Source organism: Sporomusa sp. (assembly GCF_035561255.1).
Taxonomy (GTDB): Bacteria; Bacillota; Negativicutes; order Sporomusales; family Sporomusaceae; genus Sporomusa.
The window spans coordinates 14,293-34,031 of sequence record NZ_DATMXX010000100.1; the positions used below are offsets into that span (position 1 = coordinate 14,293).

At 49.6% G+C, this 19,739-nt stretch carries 17 protein-coding genes; all 17 read right to left on the reverse strand.

Features of this window, described 5'->3' with window-relative positions; all coding sequences use genetic code 11:
* Positions 1-31: 31 nt before the first annotated feature.
* The 17 genes from VN379_RS05910 to VN379_RS05990 all read right to left on the reverse strand — a co-directional run bounded on the left by VN379_RS05910 (position 32) and on the right by VN379_RS05990 (position 19,619).
* The gene (locus VN379_RS05910; protein WP_325531795.1) at positions 32-1,273 is read right to left on the reverse strand and encodes a PDZ domain-containing protein; all 1,242 of its coding nucleotides are present in this window, start codon (positions 1,271-1,273) and stop codon (positions 32-34) included.
* A gap of 94 nt (positions 1,274-1,367) precedes the next feature.
* Positions 1,368-2,504, reverse strand: coding sequence for a S41 family peptidase (locus VN379_RS05915; RefSeq protein ID WP_325531797.1), 1,137 nt, complete (start codon positions 2,502-2,504; stop codon positions 1,368-1,370).
* A 102-nt stretch (positions 2,505-2,606) separates the two neighbouring features.
* Entirely contained in the window at positions 2,607-3,743 is a 1,137-nt protein-coding gene (locus VN379_RS05920) for a murein hydrolase activator EnvC family protein (RefSeq protein WP_414714962.1), read from the reverse strand.
* A 15-nt stretch (positions 3,744-3,758) separates the two neighbouring features.
* Positions 3,759-4,646: a permease-like cell division protein FtsX gene (gene ftsX, locus VN379_RS05925; protein WP_325531799.1), complete on the reverse strand. Its 888-nt coding sequence runs from the start codon at positions 4,644-4,646 to the stop codon at positions 3,759-3,761.
* Positions 4,636-5,322: a cell division ATP-binding protein FtsE gene (gene ftsE, locus VN379_RS05930; protein ID WP_325531801.1), complete on the reverse strand. Its 687-nt coding sequence runs from the start codon at positions 5,320-5,322 to the stop codon at positions 4,636-4,638. Before ftsE ends, ftsX begins: the two co-directional genes overlap by 11 nt.
* A gap of 128 nt (positions 5,323-5,450) precedes the next feature.
* Positions 5,451-6,191, reverse strand: coding sequence for a site-2 protease family protein (locus VN379_RS05935; RefSeq protein ID WP_325531803.1), 741 nt, complete (start codon positions 6,189-6,191; stop codon positions 5,451-5,453).
* 84 nt (positions 6,192-6,275) lie between these two features.
* A complete protein-coding gene (locus VN379_RS05940) occupies positions 6,276-7,217 on the reverse strand; it encodes a transketolase family protein (protein WP_325531805.1) in 942 nt (313 codons plus the stop codon).
* Between the two features lie 184 nt (positions 7,218-7,401).
* Entirely contained in the window at positions 7,402-8,241 is an 840-nt protein-coding gene (locus VN379_RS05945) for a transketolase (protein WP_325531807.1), read from the reverse strand.
* A 406-nt stretch (positions 8,242-8,647) separates the two neighbouring features.
* The gene (locus tag VN379_RS05950) at positions 8,648-9,493 is read right to left on the reverse strand and encodes a YitT family protein (RefSeq protein ID WP_325531809.1); all 846 of its coding nucleotides are present in this window, start codon (positions 9,491-9,493) and stop codon (positions 8,648-8,650) included.
* A 58-nt stretch (positions 9,494-9,551) separates the two neighbouring features.
* A complete protein-coding gene (gene csaB, locus VN379_RS05955) occupies positions 9,552-10,640 on the reverse strand; it encodes a polysaccharide pyruvyl transferase CsaB (protein WP_325531811.1) in 1,089 nt (362 codons plus the stop codon).
* Complete coding sequence (locus tag VN379_RS05960) at positions 10,633-12,702, reverse strand: DUF5693 family protein (protein ID WP_325531813.1); 2,070 nt, start codon at positions 12,700-12,702, stop codon at positions 10,633-10,635. Before VN379_RS05960 ends, csaB begins: the two co-directional genes overlap by 8 nt.
* A gap of 61 nt (positions 12,703-12,763) precedes the next feature.
* Positions 12,764-13,456, reverse strand: coding sequence for a DUF2993 domain-containing protein (locus VN379_RS05965; protein WP_325531815.1), 693 nt, complete (start codon positions 13,454-13,456; stop codon positions 12,764-12,766).
* Positions 13,457-13,485: 29 nt separating this feature from the next.
* A protein-coding gene (gene prfB, locus VN379_RS05970; protein WP_325531817.1) for a peptide chain release factor 2 occupies positions 13,486-14,596 on the reverse strand; the annotation gives its coding sequence in 2 pieces (ribosomal slippage) (positions 13,486-14,523 and positions 14,525-14,596; 1,110 coding nt in all).
* Between the two features lie 12 nt (positions 14,597-14,608).
* On the reverse strand, positions 14,609-17,131 hold the full coding sequence (gene secA / locus VN379_RS05975; protein ID WP_325531819.1) for a preprotein translocase subunit SecA: 2,523 nt from the start codon (positions 17,129-17,131) through the stop codon (positions 14,609-14,611).
* A gap of 192 nt (positions 17,132-17,323) precedes the next feature.
* Complete coding sequence (locus VN379_RS05980; RefSeq protein WP_325531822.1) at positions 17,324-18,022, reverse strand: cytochrome b/b6 domain-containing protein; 699 nt, start codon at positions 18,020-18,022, stop codon at positions 17,324-17,326.
* Positions 18,023-18,035: 13 nt separating this feature from the next.
* On the reverse strand, positions 18,036-18,347 hold the full coding sequence (locus tag VN379_RS05985) for an iron hydrogenase small subunit (RefSeq protein WP_325531824.1): 312 nt from the start codon (positions 18,345-18,347) through the stop codon (positions 18,036-18,038).
* A gap of 12 nt (positions 18,348-18,359) precedes the next feature.
* The gene (locus VN379_RS05990) at positions 18,360-19,619 is read right to left on the reverse strand and encodes a [FeFe] hydrogenase, group A (protein WP_325531826.1); all 1,260 of its coding nucleotides are present in this window, start codon (positions 19,617-19,619) and stop codon (positions 18,360-18,362) included.
* Positions 19,620-19,739 lie beyond the last annotated feature (120 nt).

Consider the following 19,739-nt stretch of genomic DNA (forward strand, 5'->3'; position numbering starts at 1 on the left):
TCTCACCTCAGTGCCTGAAAATTTATTGTATTTAACGCCGTTTAAATTTATCAATAATCCAATCAAACAGGCCATACCGCTCATCATTCATCTCAGCATAATACTGCTCGTCACCGTCAGGCACCAGAATGACGCCCAAGCGGCGCTGGCCGCGCGTAAACCGGATCTCCTTAACCAGGTCCTTGCCGTCCCGCTCCAGGGCAATACTAAACTGCTCCGGTGCGTGGCTAATGGCGGCAGCCAAATCATAGCGGTTATTAACAGGTATACCGGCCAGGTTTGTAATGATATCACCAGGCTTAAGTACTTTAGCCGCCGGTGTATCGACAACAGTATCCAGGGCCATTACGCCATAAGGAGGAGGTACAAAGCGGGGTGGTGCCTGCAGCTCGCGGCGGTTATCCATTTGAATCAGCAATTCATGACCCACTGGCGACAGCACAGCAGCAATCACTTTCAGCCAGGAATATTTCGCTGCCAACAGCGCCAGTGCCAACAAAACAATGCTATATACAGCCAGATTTAATGCTGACTGCAATCGCCGCCGGCGTGGCAGGCTGGCAATAGCCATATCGGTATAACCGAGGGCGGCCACCACCGGCGCCATCGCATAGACCCAGCTGGAGCCAGTTGGCGGTTCCAGGGACAACGGCAGGAGCGGCCACCATTCAGGCATGTGGATAATACCGCCGGCAGCATTCCCGGCTGGTACAGCAACAGCGGCCAGAATGACCAGCGGCAGCGGCCAAAAATTCTGCAGGCTGAACGCCCCGACTAACCGGCCGTCTGCTTTTTTGATGATCATGGGCATCGCGCTATAGCCGCCGCTGATCGCAATCAATAAACTCTCCGTAATGTGAAGTACCGCCACCAGGGCCAATACCTGCGGCACGTCAACCTCAGGCCAGCCAAACAGTACATTGGACAAAGCCACCAGGCCGCCGGCGTAGGCAAAGCATAAGAACCGCATATTGATAAGCATAAGTGCCAGCGCCACCGGCCAGATATAGGCCAGGCCGAGCTGATTCAGCGTAACGCCGACAAGCGTCAGTAAAAAGCTGCCGGTTATGCCGCCAATAAGCCCATAAAACCCGGCCAGCAGCACCTGCTGAGTCAGGGTATAGTTGTACACGCCAAACATTTTTAGCTGACGCTTCTGAGTCTGCCAGTATTGATAACCAACCAGCGCCAGTATCAACAAAAAATTAAACTCGAAGATTATCCCTAAGGCCCCACTAATAATAAGTAAAGCGATATCTGACCATGGAAACAAGTTGTCCTCACCTCAAACAAGCTTAGTCTGGGGATATATAAGGCTGTTAATGAAGATAAAGGTTGGTTTATATTCGCTATAAACCAACCCAATCCTACATTTTGCTTTTTAAAACCTCAAGCGCTTTATCAAGCTGCACATCTTTATCTTTTGTTTCAGGCAATTCCACTTTAATGTCCGGTTCAATGCCGATACCGTTAATGGACCGGTCTTTCGGTGTTAGATACTTGGCGATGGTCAGCTTAATGGCTGAACCTTCATCAAGACGGATGACCGTCTGGACAGAGCCTTTACCATAGGTCTTGGTCCCGATTAAGGTGCCCACACCGGTATCCTGAGCTGCCCCGGCAACAATCTCCGAGGCGCTGGCACTGCCGCCGTTAACCAATATAGCTACCGGATACTTGGGTGCCGGCAGATTGGAGGAGTGCGTTTCCCGGTGGCCGTCCCGGGTAACAACTGAAACGACCGGGCCTTTGGGAACAAACTGACTGGCGACTTTAACGCTTTCATCCAAGAGCCCGCCCGGGTTATCCCGCAGGTCAAGCACCAGCGATTTGAGGCCTTGCTTTTCAAGCTCTTGCAGCTTATGGATAAAATCATTGCCAGTGTTCTCATTAAACATCGCGATGCGGATATAACCGATATTGTTCTCCAGCATTTTACCGGCTACAGTCTTAATCTGGATGCTGGAGCGGGTTAGGGTATATTCTTTGACTTCCTGCCCCCGCAGAATCGTTAACGCAACCTGGCTGCCTTCCGGACCGCGAATTTTGTTAACAGCCTCGTCAAGCGCCAGGTCTTTGGTATCCTGACCATCGATCTTGATAATCTGGTCACCACTTTTGATACCGGCTTGCTCGCCCGGGGTACCTTCAATCGGCGCAACAACAGTAAGCAGTTTATCCTTGGTGCCGATAACAATACCTACACCACCGAAAGAACCCTCGGTCTCAATCATAAACTCTTTAAACATTTTTGCATCCATATACACAGAATGCGGATCATTCAGGGAGTTAACCATGCCTTTAATTGACCCGGCCATCAGTGTGTCAACCGGAACATCCTCAACATAGCGGGCCTTGACAACCTGTAGGGCCCGCAGCACCCTAATGGTGCTGGCAACATCAGAGGACCAGGCATTCATCAGGTACAGGAATCCGGCCGAGGTTGTCAAAAATGTCACTAAAACCAATAACACTGCACCAAAAATTATTTTACGGCGGCTCAATAAATACACCTCGCTGAAGTCGCGGGTTCGATACCGGACTTATCCCTTTTCATTTTATATTTTTAACTATATGTCAAATTGCCGATAAATATTCTTGCGCCGCTAAGGCAGATATCCCATCGGACTGACTGGCGTACCATTTTCCCGCACCTCAAAATGCAGATGCGGCCCGGTCGAGTAACCGGTCGTACCGCAGCGGGAGATCAATTGCCCCTTTTGTACCCGGTACCCTTCTTCCACAAGCAGTTCAGAGTTATGCGCATAGAGCGTCGAGATGCCACCGCCATGGTCAATGATAACCGCCTTGCCATAGCCGCCCATCCAGCCGCTAAAGATTACTGTGCCGCTGTCTGCAGCTAAAATTGAGTCCCCATAATCGGCACCGATGTCAATACCGCTGTGGTAACGCTGGGTGCCAAAAATCGGATGGACCCGCCAGCCGAACGGTGAGGTAATCGGGCCGGATGCCGGCCAGATCAGTGCACCGCTGCCGCCCGCAGGCCCGTTGGCACTCCCGCCAGACTGGATGCGCCTGATCATTTGTTCGATCTGACGCGAGGTATCCATAAGCTCCTGGTAGGCCCGCTCGGCTGTATCACGTTCATTTACTGCTGAATCCAACACCTGTTCCCGTTCATTCTTGCGGGATTCAATCACGAGTTTTTTCGCTGCGGCCTGCTGCTTAAGCTCAGCGATGGCCACCTTATCCCGCTCCAGCTCAGCCCGTTTCTGAACAACAAGCTCGCGTTCGGCCTTTACCTGGGCAACAAGTGTCAGGTCTTGATTGACAACCCTTTTTAGCAAATCGGCCCTTGTGGTAAAATCAGCAAAGTCGGTGGCGCCTAACAGCACATCCAGGTAGTTCACCTGACCGTTTTTATAAATATCGCGCATCCGCTTATTGAGTATCTGGCTGCGCTCAGCCAGATTTTTTTCAACTTTAGCCAGCACCTCAGTGTTTACTGTGATTTGCTGCTCGGTGGCTGCCAGCTTGGATAAAATAGCATTATATTCACCGGCGACAGTTTCCAGGTCAACCTGAATAACCTTAAGTTGATCTGATACACTGTCAACCTGCTGCTGCGCCTGGGCTGCCCGGTTTTGCTGGACTTCCATCTGCTGCTGAATTGTTTGCAGTTCCCGTTGTTTTTGGTCGATCTCAGCGGCTAACGCCGTACCGATTATGCTAGCCAAAAGCAATAGAACAAGACCTAAAGACAACATCCGTTTGATTACCAAGGGTTCTCCCTCCTGTTACACCTTCATAAAGCGACGAAGTGAAATCGTACTGCCCAGTGCGCCGATTGCCGCCCCTACGACCAGCAGCACAATACTGATATGGGTTAAAAACGGGTTTTTAGGAATCAGCGGCAGGAAAGCCAGTGACTCATAGACTTTTTCAGTAAGTGCACTGTAGGTCTGGCTCAGAATCAATACCGCGCAGAGTGCACCGCCAAAGCCTAAGATCATCCCTTCAATCATAAAAGGCCATCTGATAAACCAGTCAGTTGCACCAACATACTTCATAATCCCAATCTCTTTGCGACGGGCAAACACCGTAATTCGAATGGTATTGGCAATGATAAACAAAGCGGCCAGTGCCAGAAAACCAATCAGAATCAGCCCAACAATCCGGATCATTTTGGTCAGACTAAACAACTGTTCAATAACTTCCTGGCCATATTTAGCGGTTTCCACGCCTTTAAGCTGGCTGATTGAATTAGCCACCGGCTTAACATACTCAGGCTTGTCTACTTTAACCTCAAAAGAATTAGGCAGTGGATTGGTATCGCCCAGAGCGGTAAGCAATCCCTGCTGCTCACCCAGTCTGTCTTTAAATTTAACCAAAGCCTGTTCTTTATCAACAAACATGACCTGGGTAACCCCGTTCAGCTTGGTTATCCTTGTGCCAATCTCCCGCATATCCCGGTCAGACAACGAGTCTTCCATGTACACGGTAATCTGTACCTGGGTTTCCAGGGTTGAGGCCATGTGGTTAAGGTTGAGAACCATAATCAGGAACATCCCCAGGATCAACAGCGAGAGCGCCACCGTACTGACAGACGCAATGCTCATCAGTCCATTATGTTTGAGGGAGGAAATGGCCTCACGCACAAAATATTCAAATGTCCTAATCCTCATAGCCATATACCCCTTTTACCTGATCACGGACAATACGGCCTTTTTCGATAGCAATAACCCGTTTCTTCATCGCATCAACTACAGTTTTATCATGAGTAGCCATGACAATGGTGGTGCCGGCCTTATTAATTGTATCAAATACCTTCGTAATCTCCCAGGAAGTATCTGGATCCAGATTGCCTGTTGGTTCGTCAGCAATCACAACAACCGGGTTATTAATAATAGCCCGGGCAATAGCGACCCTTTGCTGCTCACCACCGGACAGTTCTGACGGATATGTACGAATTTTATGCCTGAGGCCTACCAGTTCAAGTACATTATGAACGCGTTTCTGCATCTCACGCCGTGACGCTTCAATGACCTGCATGGCAAAAGCCACATTATCATATACAGTTTTATTCGGCAGCAGACGATAGTCCTGGAATACAATCCCTAATCCCCGCCGCAAATAGGGTACTTCCTTAGACATCATATCGACAACATTACGCCCATTAACGACAAGCCGCCCGCTGGTAGGCAATTCTTCTCTAAAAATTAATTTAATGAAGGTCGATTTGCCTGCGCCGCTCGGACCGACTACAAAAACAAAATCCCCTTTGCCAATGTCTACTGAAACGTCTGCTAAAGCAACCGAGCCGTTGTTATATACTTTCGACACTTCACTCATTGTAATCAAATCCTACAGTACCTCCATTGTTAATTCAAAGACTAAAAGCAATTTCTTGTATTCGACATGATTTTTGAAAAACCTCCTTATTCTTGTAACATCAATTATATCTTGCTATATTTTTCCAGCATAGTACACTACTTCAGTAACTCCATCGTATACAAGGTCGTAATCCCCAGTACACTCAACAAACCAAAATACCACCAGGCTACCTTGAGCCGCTGGGCGGCGGTAAGCTGATAATAGCTGCTATCCAGCTGCTCTTCGCCCCGCCATAATTCAAACAGTGAAAACAGGAAGATAATTAATATAAATATATTATGGGTATATAGAAAAACTGCGCCAATAACAAGACTGCCAATCCACCACAGACGCGGCGAGATGGCAGCGGCAATACGTTCACCGTCAAGCGGCGCACAGGGGATCAGGTTAAAAAGATTAAGCAGACAGGCCGTATACGCCAGCACCAGTACCAGCGTACTATCACTCCACAGATACAAAACCAGGCATACCAGGGCGCTGAGAGTACCGGCCGCCGGACCGCCAATCGCGATATTGGCTGTCATCTTGGCATTGACAGGAGCGCGATTTAAACTGATAACAGCGCCGATAAACGGGATAAAGGTCGGCCCGGTGGCGCGCAGCCCGACAATGCGGGAAGCCACTACATGCCCGAGTTCATGAATCAGTAAAAGAAGAACAAACCCCAGTGCAAATCTGCCCCCGAAGGCCAGGGCATAAAAAGCCAGCGATACCAGCATGGAGGCGGCTGTCGACAGGGCTCCGCCCATCTGTATCAACGCCAGCAGGCCGACCAATCCGATCCCGGCCCGGCGTAATACCCGGCGGGCCAGGTTTACTACTGTCCAGTTGCTCACACAACCCCTCCTTTTTAAAAAATAGAACCCGCACATACATAATACATATGCATGTGCGGGCTTCTTTAATGCTTCAGTCCGTCCTTACGCTTTTTTACGGCTGACTACCCTTTGGACAGCAGCAACAATAGCGTCTTCTGTCAGATTATATTTTTTCAGCAGATCTCCGGGTGTACCGGATTCGCCGAAGGTATCCATGACACCAACCCGTTCCATCGGTACAGGGAAACTTTCGACAAGTACTTCGGCTACTGCGCCGCCAAGGCCGCCGATAATGCTGTGTTCTTCACAGGTAACAATGGCGCCGGTATCACGGGCAGCAGCAATAATTGCCTCTTTATCAATCGGTTTGATAGTAGCCATATCAAGTACCCGGGCACTAATTCCCTGGGAAATAAGTTGTTCAGCCGCATGGCGGGCAGGTGCCACCATAATGCCGCAGGCAATGATCGTTACATCGACGCCATCGGTCAACAAGGCGGCTTTGCCAAGACGAAATTCATACGCCTCGCCAAATATATCAGGTACCGCGGCCCGGCCTAACCGGATATAGACAGGTCCCTGATACTCAGCGGCAAAATCGATAGCCTGCTTAGTCTCAACAGCATCAGCCGGTACAATGATTGTCATATTCGGCACAGCCCGCATAATAGCGATGTCCTCAACCGACTGGTGCGAGGCACCGTCTTCGCCAACAGTCAGCCCGGCGTGGGTAGCCGCAATCTTAACATTTAGCTTAGGATAGCAGATTGAGTTGCGGATCTGTTCAAACGCCCGTCCGGTGGCAAACATAGCGAAGGTTGATACAAAGGGCAGTTTACCGGCGGCAGCTAAGCCGGCGGCAGTACCCATCAGATTCTGCTCGGCAATGCCGACATTAAAAAACCGGTCCGGAAATGCTTTGGCAAATACATTGGTTTTAGTAGATTTGGACAGGTCAGCATCCAGCACCACAACATTTTTATTACGTTCGCCCAGGTCTTTAAGTGCCTCACCGTAGGCGTCCCTAGTCGCTTGGTTAGCCATGTTTATCTTTGCACCTCTTTCATGGGATGCCGGTTCTGAACGCCCATCTGCGTTGTTGCTCCTGCGATCCGTTGCTCAACGTACTCCCGCGTACGCCTCCGCTACGGTTCTCGTCGCGCCTAGCATCTGGGCATTCATAACCAGCATCGTGTATATTCATAGTCTTTAAAACGGGGTAGGATGATTAATCCATTTCGTCTATATTAGCTAAAAATAATTGGCATTCTTCCCGGCTGGGGGCTTTGCCATGCCAGTCGGCGACATTTTCCATTTTGCAGACGCCTTTGCCCTTGATGGTTTTGGCTACAATCATGGTTGGTTTGTCTTTTACTGTCTTAGCTGTCTGAATGGCATCATAGATGGCATTGAAGTCATGGCCGTCAATGATCAGCACATTCCAGCCAAAAGCCTGCCACTTCTCCGGAATCGGCAGCGGTGACATGACCTCAGCAACAGGGCCGTCAATCTGCAGGCCGTTAAAGTCTACAAAGGCGGTAAGGTTGTCCAGTTTGTAATGAGCGGCAAACATAGCTGCCTCCCAGATCTGGCCTTCTTCCAGCTCCCCGTCACCAAGCAGGGCATATACCCGGTAGTCCCTGGCATCAATCTTACCAGCCAGCGCCATCCCGTTAGCAGCACTCAGACCTTGTCCCAAAGAACCGGTCGACATATCAACACCCGGGATAGCCTTCATCTCAGGGTGGCCCTGCAGACGGCTGTTAACCTTACGCAAAGTAAGCAGCTCTTCCACAGGCAGATACCCTTTTTCAGCAAGCGTAGCATACAGCACCGGGGCCGCATGCCCCTTCGACAGTACAAAACGGTCACGGTCAGCATCCTTCGCCTTAGCAGGCTCAACATTCATTTCAGCAAAATACAATACTGAAAGAATATCGGCAGCAGACAATGAACCGCCTGGATGGCCCGATTTAGCTTCAGTAACCATGCTCACAATATTGCGCCTGATCGACTTAGCCCGGCCGGCCAGCTCATGGAGCTGTTCTGATGTCAACTTCTTTACCATACTTTCAAAAACCCCCCATAGTCTTTATCTAAATTAAGCGTCTCACTTCATTAGGCAGGGCCAATCCCCGCATCCACGCGTTCACGCGTTCCCAATGTCCAGCTACGCTGGACGAGTCATCCCCCAACTCCCGATGTCCAGCCAATCTGGACGAGCGTCACCAACTCCCAATGTCCAGCAATCTGGACGAGCCGTCACCCAACTCCCGATGTCCAGCAACCTGGACGAGTCGTCACCCAAAACTCTATCGACAATTGCATTAAAGCAACTAAAATGCCTAAGGCCTGAAACGGGCGAGAAATGCCCAGATGCGAGGCGCACCGGAAGAACGTGCAGCGCCGCGTACATCCGTACGCAAGCAATCGTTCTGAGGAGCAACGAAGCAGGTGGGCGTTTATCGCCCGTTTCAGCGAGGGGAAGAGAAGCCTTCGCCAAGTACTTCGTGAGCATCAGCCACAATAACAAACGCCTCTCGGTCAATCCGGTAGACCAGGTCTTTGAGATGCGAAACCTCCCTGGTACTGACCACACAGAATACGACATCACGCTCAGCCTTGGTATAAGCGCCGCGTCCGGCCAGCAGGGTTACCCCCCGGCCAAGCTGAGCCATGATAGCATCAGCCACCGCATCTGAGGAATGTGACATAATAAAAAAGGCTTTGGCGGCACTGGGGCCCTCCTGTACCAGATCAATAATCTGGGTAGTGACAAATAAAGAAATAAGTGCATATAATGACAATTCAGCGCTGCCAAACGCAACGCCTGCCAAGGCAATAACAAAGAAATCAACGCCTAACAGCGCCTGCCCCAGGCTAATACCTGTCAGTTTATTAATGAGAGCCGCCGCCAGATCAGTGCCTGCGGTTGTACCTTTAAATTTAAAGACAATGCCCATCCCAACCCCGGCAAGCACACCGCCATAGATCGAATTCAGCAGTAAATCGCGGGTTAAAACCGGCACAAACGGGGCAGTTAAATCAATGCTTGCCGCCAATATCCCGGCGCCAAGCAGCGTGTTCACACCAAAACGGGCGCCCAAAACCTTAACACTAATCAAAAACATGGGAATATCAAGCGCCAGCATGGTCATCCCTACCGGCAACCCGAAAATATGGTGAAGTACAGTGGCCAGACCGCTAGTGCCACCGGCTGCAACTTTGTTAGGAATTAAGAAGATATTTAGTGCCAGCGCGGTGATAACCGTGCCCAGCACAATGCCTAAATAGTCCCGCAACCACTTCCGTTTCACCATCGCTACCTCCTAGTTTTTCTTGATCTGCTGACATAACCACACTAAGAGCGGCTATGTCTCACTTTATCAGGCTGAGCGCGAGTTCGGCGTTTTGAAAAGCTTTATTGCGTAAAATATTGATGTGTTCTACCCGCTCGCTATTGGGCTGCTTGCGTTCATCCCACAGTTCGCGGATTCTGGCCATCAGACTGTCGGCAGTTACGGTCTTGAGTGTGCCGCAGTGTCGTTCCCCAATGGTTTCCAGAAAACGGTCGATTTTAGGGTCATAGGATATACCGGCCATCGGCACATGCATAACAGCGGCGAAAATAAGGGCATGCAGCCTGATGCCAATTAACAGATCCAGATTGCCGACAAGGGAAAGCAGCTCACTGGTAGTATATTCACCAGGCAGCACGCCGCTCTTGTTTTTCATCCGGCTGGCGATTTTTTTTGAAACACTGAGATCATCAGGCCACTGCATGGGGATAAATACCACCCTGGCACCCAATTCCTCAATCATCTGGTCGGCAGCATGGGCCATCACCTGTTTAAAATGACTCCAGTCCTTCCATTCCCGGACTGAGATGCCAATTAAGGGGGCTACGCCCTCCTGCCCATGTTTTTTCAGTATTGCGCGGCCAATTTGCCGGTCAACCTGATGCATCGCCAACACCGGATCGGCGGTTATATAGATAGGTGGCGTCGTTACCTTTAGCCGCTTAAGCTCCTCATAGGAGCCATCATCACGGACAGTAATCAGGTCAACCATATTGCCAATATAACGCATCGCGCCCTGGGCCAGTGCCCCTTGTACCGGACCGATACCCTGGGCATACAGCATGACAGGTTTACCCAGCTTTTTAGCCAGCATCATAATACTGAGATAATAGTAGAGGCTGCGGTCGCTGGTCACATCCTGGAGCAAGCTGCCGCCGCCACTGATTAAGAGCTGACTTTTCGACATAACCCTGGCAATTTCCGGATAATTAAGGCGGTAGACAGCCTCTACGCCATGCCGCCGCCTGGTATCGTCCGGATCACCGGAGATAACGGTAATCCGGATATTGGGGTCAATGTCGGTCAAAGCCTCAATCATGGCTGCCAGCATGGCCTCATCACCGGCGTTGGCAAAGCCATAATAGCCTGAAACAACAATTTCATTCATGAACTGCCGGACTCCTTCCCAAACGGGCGATTACGACTTGGATTATGTACACACCGATAACCGCAGCCGCGCCAACCACTGCACCTAATACCAAGCCATCCAGGCCCCGGACCGCCGACATGAAGATTGGCGTCCTCAAATGCGCGAACGTTTCAACAAGCGACCCCTGGGCAATGGTAGCCGTTATTACTAAAATCAATTGTATAAGCCTTGGCCACTGACGATATACGGCCATGGCCGCTAATAAAAACGCGGGATGACCGATTAGAAACTCTTTCCCCCGCGGCCGGGCATACATAAGCTGTTCTAACAGGGCCCTGAGTTTCAGCTCTGCTGCAGGCACAGGTACACCGGCAGTATGCCCTGAACGACCGATAAATACCCACGCAGCAAAAGCAGCCGCACCAACAAACAGCAGCGATTTAATGGTCACCGGATAGTTTAAGATTGTAACAACCTGGCGCCATAACCCGCGGGCATCAACAGATTTAACCTGTTCAAACAGATTATACCTGGTTAGATACGTGATGGCTACTAAAATAAGCGGTGCAACAAACGTCAGCTTTACCCCCCGGAATATCTCCATCTCCAGGAAAAAGCGCACATCACTGAGTACAGCCCCTAAATACAGTCCACCCACTAATGACAACAGGGTTGTAACAACAAGCGCGCCTACACCGGCAGTAATAATCCGCCCAATGCCGGTAGAAGGCCCGAAACCCCCGGCTAACTCCCGGGAACGCCAGCGGTCAAGCTGCCAGGTCATCGCGAGCGCCGGAAAAATACAGGCACTGGCCAAACCGGCCATCTGGCGGCTCAGTGTTCCCCCACCCTTAAGTATAGGGAATATCAATACCGCTGCCAGCAGCGCCACAAGCGCGTACTGCCAACGGGCAGCAAACGGAACAATCAGCGACAAGAAAAGCACCCCGGCTGCTGTTACCCCCAGTACAATAACAGCTAACAGCCATGGTGCCGGGAAGTAAGGTTTAAAGGTAGTTGCCCGGCCGGTAGTAAGACCTGCTGCCGCCAACTCGGCCTTTACACCGGATACATAATCCAGATTGGTCTCAATGAGGGTCTTGCCCGGCTCAGGTTTATCATACTTACGCATAAGATTAATCCGGATATTACGTTCCTGGTCGGTTACCGCCCAGCGCTGAATGGCCTCAGCCACTTTGAGTTTAGGCTGTTCATCCTTAGGAATGGTATACACGCGCGCGGCCTGATAGTTATTGGCTGCAGCCAGTTCAGTCAGACCCTCCTGTTTAAAAAACTGCAGTTGCAGCGGGTGTTCAATCATTGCCAGTGTCAGGTTACGTTCTTTAAAATTACTGGCAGTAAGGGGCAGCAAATCAGGGTAACCCAGGATTTCATCACCGACGAAAATCATCGCACTCAGATGATTAATACCAGCTAAGCGGCTGAACACTGAATTGACATCAGCCGGGGTTACCTTGGTATAGTTAGTCGGGCGGGGAACTACATAAAAACCGAGCTTATCAACAGCAGCCAGTTCATCTGTTGGCAGACCCAAATTCCATTTGACCATTTTTTCAAAATTGCCTTTAGCAGCCAGAACCGGCCGGTCGCCTTCTGCCAGCAGGGTGACCCTGCCTGGGCCCAAACGCCGCTCTAAATCGCTCCGCACTTCCATAAAAACCTTTTTATCCTGGCCGACAACATACACATCCTCAGCCACGATCTTCCCCCCGGCAATCATGCTGTGCCAGAATGGGTCTGTGAGGGTCCCTGTGCGATTCTGGTGGAGAATATCTGCACCTGGCAATGCTGTTACCTTGCCATTTTTATTGAGCTTTTCCAGAGTGGTTTCATATACAGCTAATGAAGTAATGCCTGCGGCCTTAAACTTGGTAAGCAGGCTCTCAGTTTGAATACCTTCGATTTGCGCCAGTTCCACAAGGTCTTCATACTCCATGACCAACTCCACGGTGGAATTAGCTTGTTCCACCGTGTGCCGCTGCCAGTCAACCGCAACTGCCGCTAGCAGCCCAATAATAATGAGACCAACCAGCAGCTTGTTATATGTAAAGGTTGTCAAAATCTCTCCACCCTTTTTGAAACGGCTTGCTAAATGCCTTTTCAACTGAATTACACTAAAACTATGGCCGGTTATCTGTATAAATAACGACTTGCCCTTGTTCCATGACAATATCCCGCACATTGACGCCAAAGGGCAGTTTCTTGAGGTCAAGCAACTGCACCTCAGTCAGCAATGAACCACCGATATTACCGACAGGGGTGTTATTAAGCCAAAACCGGTCGGTAACAAACTTAATGCTGTGCTTTTCCCGGTCACCGGCAATCCGGCCTTCCAGCTTGACGTCGACCCGGGCAATCCCGCCCAGAGTCAAAACGCTGCTAACCTCCACCTTACCCGGGGTAATAGCAACAACAGCATTTTTGACGCCTTTTACCGAGTTGTTCAAAAATGTTGCCAGCTCTTCCTGGGTAATGGTGGTCGTAACAACGGCATCATCAACCCGCTGGAGCACCAGTGTCCGGTTAGTAAGCAATGACTGAAGATCGACAGCAACGCCTGTTAACACAATATGCATATTGCGAAAGGTTATCTTATCGGTCTTGACGTCACTGGCGTCTGCCGACACCCGGTCGAATTTTCCGCCCAGCATAAAGATAGCCGGGCTTTTATCCACCTTGGCGACTACCTGCTTACTGCCTGTCAGGTCACGCAGACCTTGGGCAACAGCATCAGATACTACCTTCGGCAGCACAATCTCGACAGCAGCCAACACCATGGTGACAAACAGAATGATTGTTGTCAGGCGCTTCATGTCCTACGCCCCCTTTGAGCAATCTCACCTTATTTTTGGGAATTCAAATCACTCTTTAAATAGGCTTCCAGAAACAGATCTATTTCCCCGTCCATAATGGCCTGAACATTGCCGGTCTCTGCCGCTGTGCGGTGATCTTTTACCAGATTATAGGGGTGAAACACGTATGAACGAATTTGGCTGCCCCATTCAATCGCCTGATATTCGCCGCCTAATTCCGCCTTCTTGTCATCCTGTTTCTGCCGTTCAAGCTCAAAGAGCCGGGCCCGCAGAAGCCGCATACACTGCTCACGGTTTTGAATCTGGGACCGTTCACTTTGACACTGCACAACAACCCCTGTCGGCAGATGTGTTATCCGTACGGCTGAATCAGTTTTATTAATATGCTGCCCGCCGGCCCCACTGGCCCGGAAGGTATCTACCCGCAGATCAACCGGATTGATAGTAATCTCCACTGAATCATCAATCTCAGGCATGACATCGACAGCAGCAAACGAGGTATGACGGCGGCCACTGGCATCAAACGGAGAGATGCGGACAAGGCGGTGTACGCCCTTTTCCGCTTTTAGATAACCATAGGCGTTGGTGCCGGAAATCATCAGGGTAACACTTTTTACCCCGGCCTCATCACCTGCCAGAAAATCCATCGTTTCTACCTTATAGTTTCTCTTTTCAGCCCAGCGAACATACATCCGCAGCAGCATCTGCGCCCAATCCTGAGCCTCGGTACCACCGGCACCGGCATGGAGAGTCAAAATGGCATTATTACCGTCATATTCACCAGACAGCATCAGTGTCAGCGCAACCTGTTCCAGTTCCTGCTCAATACCGGTAATGACAGCCGTTACCTCAGGGTAAACACTCTCATCAGCCTCTTCCATCCCCAGCTGCCATAATATGGCCATATCGCTGTGGCGGACAGCCAGGTCATGGTGCTGGCTGATACTGTCTTTTAAGCGGGTAACCTCCTGGGCAGTTTTCTGGGCTTCCTCCGGATTATCCCAGAAGGTGGGGTCGCTCATTCTATCTTCTAACTCTTCGATTCGTTCCGATTTACCGGCAACGTCAAAGAGAAGCCCTCATTTCCTCAAGCCGTTTGGCCAGGGTCTCAATTGACCCGCGTAAGTCTTCTAAAAGCATACTCTCACTCTCCTATTTAGACCCACAGCAGCGTTTATACTTTTTACCGCTGCCGCAGGGACACAATTCATTGCGGCCTGTGGTATCGGCATTAACGACCGGTTCTACCGGCTGGGCCTGTTCGTCGCCCTCTTCGCCGCCACGGCTGGTGTGGGCTCCGCGTAAATGGTCTTCAGGCTGCGCCTGGGAAATGATATTGACCCTGAATATATAGCGGACAATATCTTCCTGCACATGCTCAATCATTTGCTGGAACATGTCAAAGCCTTCGAGCTTATACTCAATAAGCGGATCTTTTTGCCCATAGGCCCGTAACCCAATACCTTGCCGCAGCATCTCCATGGCATCAAGATGATCCATCCATTTGGCATCAACCGTTTTCAGCATGACAACCTTTTCAAGCTCACGCATATTATCCGGGCCAAACAGGGCCTCACGGCCACTATAGGCAGTATCGGCGGATTTCATAAGCTCTTCCTTAAGCTCTTCGCGGCTCAGCGTATCAAGTACATCGACCTTAAGCTCACCGGCAGGGGCAAAGAAGCCCTCACAATACTCAATAAGCCCGGCGTAATCCCATTCCTCCGGGTATATCTTTTCATTGGCATACAGATCCATCCCATGATCAATAAGCTTTTCAATCATATTAAAGATGTTGTCTTTCAGGTTATCACCAAGCAGGATCTTCTTCCGCTGGCTATAGATAACCTCACGCTGCTGGTTCATTACATTATCATATTCAAGCACATATTTACGAATGTCAAAATTACGCGCTTCTACCTTTTTCTGGGCTTGCTCAATAGAGCGGGTAATCAGCGCGTGTTCAATCGGCTCATCCTCTTCCATTCCCAGCTTATCCATAATACCGGCAATATTATCTGAGCCAAACAGGCGCATGAGATCGTCTTCCAGCGACAGGTAGAACCGGGATGATCCGGGGTCGCCCTGACGGCCGGCCCGGCCACGCAGCTGGTTATCAATCCGGCGGCTCTCATGCCGCTCAGTACCGATAATATGCAGTCCGCCCAAATCGGATACACCGGCCCCAAGGACAATGTCAGTACCACGACCGGCCATATTTGTCGCAATCGTCACAGCCCCGGCCTGGCCGGCCTGAGCAATAATCTGCGCTTCCATTTCATGATATTTGGCATTCAGTACATTATGGGGAACACCCTTTTTCTTGAGCATCGCCGACAAATCCTCTGACTGAACAATCGAGGTAGTGCCGACAAGAACCGGCTGGGACTTGCTATGCTTTTCAGCAATCTCGTTAACAACCGCTTTATACTTAGCCCGCTTCGTTTTATAAATAATGTCGGGAAAATCCTGCCGCTGCATCTCCCGGTTAGGGGGGACAACGACAACATCAAGATTATAGATCTTCCTGAATTCAGGCTCTTCGGTCTTGGCAGTACCTGTCATACCGGCTAATTTCTTATACATGCGGAAGTAGTTCTGGAAGGTAATCGTCGCCAGAGTCTGGCTTTCCCGTTCAATCTTCACGCCTTCTTTGGCTTCAATCGCCTGATGCAGGCCATCGGAATAACGGCGGCCAAACATAAGCCGGCCGGTAAATTCATCAACAATGATGACTTCGCCGTCTTTAACCACATAATCGCGGTCGCGTTTCATCAGGGCACTAGCCTTGAGGGCCTGATTAAAGTGATGGGACATCTCTATGTTTTCGCTCTCATAGAGGTTCTGTACATTAAGCAGTTTCTCCGCCTTAGCCACACCGGCCTCGGTAGGGGCTACCGTATGGGCTTTCTCATCAATGGTATAGTCTTCGCCCTCTTTTAGTTTTGGCACAACCTTGGCCAACACATAGTAGAGGTCTGTCGACTTTTCACCAGGACCGGAAATAATCAGTGGTGTCCGCGCTTCATCAACTAAAATACTGTCAACTTCATCGACAATCGAGTAATTAAGCGGCCGCTGCACCATTTGCTCCGGGTAAATAACCATGTTATCCCGCAGATAGTCAAAACCAAATTCGTTATTCGTACCATATGTAACATCAGAGCTATAAGCCAGCTTGCGCTCATCAAAGTCAAGACCGTGAACAATCAGACCAACAGATAAGCCAAGGTAGCGGTATAGTTTTCCCATCCACTCGCTGTCGCGTCGCGCCAGATAGTCATTGACGGTAACAACATGCACCCCTTTGCCTGTTAGAGCGTTCAGATACACCGGCAGGGTAGCTACCAGTGTTTTACCTTCGCCTGTACGCATCTCGGAAATTTTACCCTCATGCAGTGTTATGCCACCCACCATCTGCACATCAAAATGACGCATGGCCAGCACGCGGCGTGATGCTTCCCGCACCACAGCAAACGCTTCCGGCAAGATATCGTCAATTGTCTGGCCTTTATCAAGACGGCGTTTAAAATCACCCGTCTTGGCAGTCAGCGTGGTATCACTCATGCTCTGAAGCTCGGGTTCAAACGCATTGATTTTTTCAACAAGCACCATCATGCGTTTAATCTCTTTTTCGTTATCATCACCAAATAAGTTTTTCAAAAATTTAAACAAATCATCAACTCCCCGGCAAAACAATAAACTCTAATTACAAAGTTTAGACCGTTTTAAAACGGTCATAGGCATAGTATGTGCCTAATATATGATTTTAACAGATTCCCTGGATAAAGTCAAAAATTGGGTAGCCGGGAAACAACAAAAGAGATCACCCCGCATCGCGAAGCAATCTCTCTCTTAAACTACTATTTAGCCTGCCTGATGCTGGCCAGGGACAGTGGTTTGACCGCCTTTGACCGGCTCAATTTCGTTGGCTACCCAAACAGGGTTGTGATGTTCAGCTTCCTCAACCGTCTGCGTTCCATCACCAAACATACACAAGAACTCACCCCAGTTATAGATACCAAGGAAGATATGGGCAAATACTGCCAGACCGAGGATGACCCCAATCACCAGATGGAACATATCAAACCAGTACATAACTGCTTTCGGTGCTACAGGCAAAAACGCATACAGCGCCCAGCCGGTAACAATCAGGATAATACCACCAAAAAACATCATAATACCCATTTGCTTTTGACCGGAGTTCATTTTACCCATGGGGGCTACAGGGATGGTTTTGCCTAACAGCATCTTCTGCGGATAGCCGCCGCAGACCATCAGCCATTTGACATCATTGTCATTCCAGGAGAATATGCGCCGGGTAAAGGCAACAACCCTGTCTAAGGCAAAAATCGTATAGAGTATACAGGATATAGTAAGAATGCTGGCACCGACAATATGAATCTGCATAATCAGGTTTTGCATATCATCACCGAAAGGCTTCAGCCAGACAAAAAATCCGGTGATGGCCGCCGGTAAAAAACCGAGAATCAAACCCCAGTGAAATAGCCGCGAGATAAGTGGGTGTTTCAATACCCGCGGGCCGTGTTCATCATGATGGCTCATCAGTATATCCCTCCTACACCAACTTAGTCCGATTTACATATTTAGTATGAAAAAGTTCCTCGGCCAGATGGCTGAGCGGGTTGTGGGCAAATTTTTTGTATACATCGGTAACCGCCTGATTGTTATGGCTTTGACGGATTTTTGCTTTTTCATCATCTTTATAAATCCCTTGTGCCCGCAATTTAATGTACTTATTGCGGTCCTGCACCAGATCAGTGGCGACATACGCACCGGTCCAAAGAACAGCGCCTGCCACGCCAACGATTCCTAAAAATTCACGCCGCGAAACCTTGACGGCTTTTTCTACATAATCATACCGTGCCATAGTGTTCCCTCCTTATGCCCAAGGCAGTACGGCCTTGGCTTTATCCAGCCATGAAGTGCCCATTGGATTAATCGGCTGGCCACCACCGTTGACACAGCCGCCGGGACAGTTCATTATTTCGATGAAGTGGTATGGTGATTTGCCGGCTTTAACCTCATCCAGGAGCGGTTTTACATTCTCTTTAGTACCATGGGCAACAGCTACTTTAAGCGTAACCTCTTTGCCTGTCTTGATATCTTTCATGGTAACACTGGCTTCTTTTACGCCTTTGAGGCCCCGCACAGGTTTAAACTCCAGGACATCCAGCTCTTTACCGGTAATGACAAAATAGGCAGTCCGTAAGGCTGCTTCCATTACGCCGCCAGTATTGGCAAAAATTGTACCGGCACCGCTATACTGAGCCAGCGGGTTGTCTTTATCACTAAATTCAGCAACAGTTTTGACATCAATGTTCAGTTTCTTGAACAGACGCGCCAAATCTCTTGTTGTGAGAACTACATCAATATCAGGATACTCACCTGTTTTCCCCTGGGTTTGCCAGTAGTGGGCGGCGCTGTGGAACTCAGGGCGCGAAGCCTCAAACTTTTTGGCAGTACAGGGCATAACACCGACCATAAATATGTCTGCAGGGTTTACCTTCCACACCTCAGTCGCACCATAGGTTTTAGCCAGCGCGCCGGCCATCATCATCGGCGACTTGGCAGATGACATATTAGGCAGCAGTTCCGGGTAATACAGCTCGGCATACCTGACCCACGCCGGACAGCAGGAAGTAAACTGGGGCAACGGTCCCAAATGATGTTCTGATGGTTCACCCAGGGCATAGTGTCTTATTTTGGCAATAAGCTCCATACCTTCTTCCATAATGGTCTGATCGGCAGTAAAGTTGGTATCAAGCACCTTAAAACCGGCCTGCTTCATGGCACCATACAGCTTCTCGGTAATCAAGCTGCCTGGCTCCATCCCAAACTCTTCACCAATCGCGACACGAACCGCTGGCGCAATTGTACCCACAACAGTGACTTGCTTGTTCTTAAGCTTGTCGATAACCTGATCCACGACGTCAACAGTATCCTGGGGAGCCCCAAATGGACAGTTGACAAGACATTGACCACAAGAAACACATTTTTCGCTGTTGATTTTGTGTATTGCCCCATACTTGCCCTCGATAGCGTCAGTTGGACAAAATGCCTTACACGAGTCACAGCCTTTACATGTCTTGCGGTCAATTTCAATAATACGGGTTAACTCCTGTGATTGAAAACCTTTCAAGACAAAACCTCCTCACCATGAAATTAAATAGTTAGTCCTTCTTAAAACAACGGACTTTGTGAAAATTGGAACATGAAGATTGTGATGATAACCATAGTAAATATAAATACATGCTATAAC

What these genes read in the sequence shown, in the direction of transcription:
- VN379_RS05940 (WP_325531805.1), bottom strand. Translation starts at nt 7,217, where the DNA reads ATGGCTAACCAAGCGACTAGGGACGCCTACGGTGAGGCACTTAAAGAC.
- ftsX (WP_325531799.1), bottom strand. Translation starts at nt 4,646, where the DNA reads ATGAGGATTAGGACATTTGAATATTTTGTGCGTGAGGCCATTTCCTCC.
- VN379_RS05965 (WP_325531815.1), bottom strand. Translation starts at nt 13,456, where the DNA reads ATGAAGCGCCTGACAACAATCATTCTGTTTGTCACCATGGTGTTGGCT.
- VN379_RS05980 (WP_325531822.1), bottom strand. Translation starts at nt 18,022, where the DNA reads ATGAGCCATCATGATGAACACGGCCCGCGGGTATTGAAACACCCACTT.
- VN379_RS05985 (WP_325531824.1), bottom strand. Translation starts at nt 18,347, where the DNA reads ATGGCACGGTATGATTATGTAGAAAAAGCCGTCAAGGTTTCGCGGCGT.
- VN379_RS05945 (WP_325531807.1), bottom strand. Translation starts at nt 8,241, where the DNA reads ATGGTAAAGAAGTTGACATCAGAACAGCTCCATGAGCTGGCCGGCCGG.
- VN379_RS05950 (WP_325531809.1), bottom strand. Translation starts at nt 9,493, where the DNA reads ATGGTGAAACGGAAGTGGTTGCGGGACTATTTAGGCATTGTGCTGGGC.
- csaB (WP_325531811.1), bottom strand. Translation starts at nt 10,640, where the DNA reads ATGAATGAAATTGTTGTTTCAGGCTATTATGGCTTTGCCAACGCCGGT.